Origin of the sequence: Microcoleus sp. Pol12A5 (genome assembly GCF_036701435.1) — a bacterium.
Lineage (GTDB): Bacteria > Cyanobacteriota > Cyanobacteriia > Cyanobacteriales > Microcoleaceae > Microcoleus.
In genome coordinates this window covers 1-2,782 of sequence record NZ_JAUBQU010000251.1, presented here as the reverse complement: position 1 = coordinate 2,782, position 2,782 = coordinate 1, and the positions used below count along the sequence as shown (strand labels likewise).

The 2,782-nt window shown below is 39.2% G+C and carries 1 protein-coding gene and 1 pseudogene; both read right to left on the bottom strand.

The genetic code is table 11. The features are described from left to right. Positions 1-212 precede the first annotated feature (212 nt). Complete coding sequence (locus QUA45_RS28450) at positions 213-2,051, bottom strand: hypothetical protein (RefSeq protein WP_333223260.1); 1,839 nt, start codon at positions 2,049-2,051, stop codon at positions 213-215. Positions 2,052-2,228: 177 nt separating this feature from the next. Continuing rightward, positions 2,229-2,297 (bottom strand): annotated as a pseudogene (locus QUA45_RS28445) (NAD(P)H-quinone oxidoreductase); the annotation flags it as partial. Between the last annotated feature and the right edge of the window lie 485 nt (positions 2,298-2,782).

Below are 2,782 nucleotides of genomic sequence, written 5' to 3'. Positions count from 1 at the left end.
CAATTTGAGGTTGATGAATCTGCGATCGTCACCGGCGCTGTCACCTTAGCCTATGCGGCTTACCAATATTGGAAACAGGATTAAGGTTGACACTTCTACCTCGCGAATAGCTTATTAAGGAGGATTTAGGGGAATCGTTTATGTACCTCACCAGACAGAGAAACGCTATAGAAGCTGTAGAAATAAATTGTCATAATCCTCCAATTCTACAATTATAAACAGTGATAAAATCGGTATTTATAGCCAGCTATTTTGGGTTGAGGTTGCGAATCAATCGTACAGTTTCGCCCTTTTCCTTCCACTGAAGCTGTAAAATTTATCGTCCACAAATCCAAAATTTTTGGCATTTGAGCTAAAGTTTTGTGCAGTGCATCTGTCGCAGTTTGAGAATCACTATCTTTTTTTGCTAAAAGAAATTGAGGATAATTTGGTTGAGACTTTGTACTCAAAGATGAACTAGATAAACGTTTAAATTCCCACGCTATCCCCATCATAGCTCTTGTTTCTGAGTGACTTTTGCGAACAGTGGCAATTAAAACAGGAATCTTTGGCGATGCTGACTGTATTTTAACAATGTGGGGAACTAAAATATCGGGGCGTTTGGATTTTTGAAAGCCAAAATTTGAAACAACTGTCATACTACCAAGTAAACCCATTAATAAGATGATTGTTACTGCTTTTCTTCCGTCTATTTTTAACGCTAGAATTGGCAATTTTAAAAATTGACTTAATTTATTGTTTGTTTCTAAGTATTGATTTTCCCAACAAACAGCCAAACTTACTGCGAGCAAAATGATAACAGCGGGAAAGTAGACAAACTGATAACGAGCCGCCAAAGTTAGATCGGCACCCAAAATGTAGGTAGTCCCTAAAAAGATGGCGATCGCACCCAACATAAACCCGCCTAAAACTTGAGTAATTAAGCTACCATGTGATTCTCCTAACTTAATTTTAAGACCTCTAATCAAAATTGGCAAAGCAAAAAACATGAAAATTAACAATGCCAAACCAGAGGCAAAAATCGCTAGTAAAGATACTCCTTCCACTGGCAATAATGCCAACATTGTCACCATCCACGCTAAAACTCTGGGTGCTGGTTCTAGCAATTCAATCGGGTTTTTTCCCTCATAAATCCAGCGCGTCATTTCACTTTCAGAAGCTGTACGCAATGCCGGAAGCCAAACTAAACATCCCACCAACGTACCCGCAGCAACCGTGTAGATTCGGAATAGAGAATTGGGAATTAGTAATTGAGGAGTGAGGGTTAAATCTTGAGTCGAATCTAAATCTAATTTTTCCTGGCGCTCTGTCCGTTTTTTTATCCAAATAACAGCTATTAAACTTAAACCTTCAGCAGCGACAACGAGAACAAAAAAGTAATGTGTTGCAATCCCTGAACAGTTAACTACTACCCAAAGTAATCCTGCCCAAATTGGTAAAATGCTACGATTATTTATAGTGCGAGTTGCTATTACCAAACAGCACAAAGAAGCGATAATTAATAAAACTGGTAAAGTGTAGTGTCGAGCTTCTTGGGCGATAAATATCCCGTAGGGAGAAACCGCCATCATTGCGGCCGCCATTTGAGCTATTAAACGAGATCGAAATGCTACAAAACCAAAGCAAAACATAGCTGGAACTGAGGCGACACCGAGAATCGCAGGAAGCGCTCTAGCGGCCCATAAAGAAACTAAACCCGCCTCGGTCGAAAATAGTTTCATCCACAAATGAGCCAGCACAAAATAAACTGGAGGATGGGTGCTTTCTGTCATCAAATTGTGGATGACTGAGGTGATATTAGCTTGAGAATTCACTTGTAATGGCTGCAAGAGGGTATCAAGCGCGATCGCACTATCTAGCGGTATCGTCTGCAAACTATTTCCCAAACTAAAAATTAACGTTGCTATCTCAATTGTTGAAGGTGGCTTATCTGCCAAATTAGTAAAGCGTAAAACTGTGCCAATAGCTATCCATATTAGCACCAGCAATGGATGAAACCAAGGGTTCCCATCATTATTAGCAATTTTTAGTTTTAAACTTGGGATAGTCATTGTTTATACACCCTCAACATTTAGCAGCAAAGTATTCTACCTATCTCGATCCTCAAGTACCTTAAACCGCCCCTCAATATCTTGTATGTAGCAGCCTATGCAAGCAAGCAGTGCGTAAATAAAAATCACAACTCTAAAATGGCTGCGATCGCCTTCAACTTGAGTTTAAGCTGCGATTCAAGCATCTTTTAGGGGAGTCCAGCGAAAGGCGCCATCGCCTCCTATTTCCACTACTACCTTAATTCGTGGTTCTCAAGTTCGCAAAACCGTCAAATATTCGATTTGACTACCGTTCTTTCTTGACTGTTCCCCTTGCCCTCTTTTCCACTCCATGATATATTTTGTATGTAAAATAAAGTTTTACAACTCTTCTAATTGTAACTCTATCAAATCTTTTTGTGACTTATTTAACATTTTTTTCTGCTTTTTTTCTTTCCTACATGAGCGCGATCGCCCGATGCTCCCACTAACTCTTGTCTCCTCCTTTTTTTTCTTAAATTTGAGCTTACCATTTTTCTTTTATTTACACAAATCCTTCAGACCCGCTGTAGACTGCAAAACGCGAAATTTTATTTCCTTACAACTTCTCTCTACAGCACTTTGCGTGACGAAAAGGTACAGTAACAGCAGTGAGCAAAATAATTTTCGATTTGCTTACTTGAACATAATTTAACTCCCAATTCCAAGAGTTTTTCTACAATCTGTACACTTCGAGGTACAAATTTCCTGAG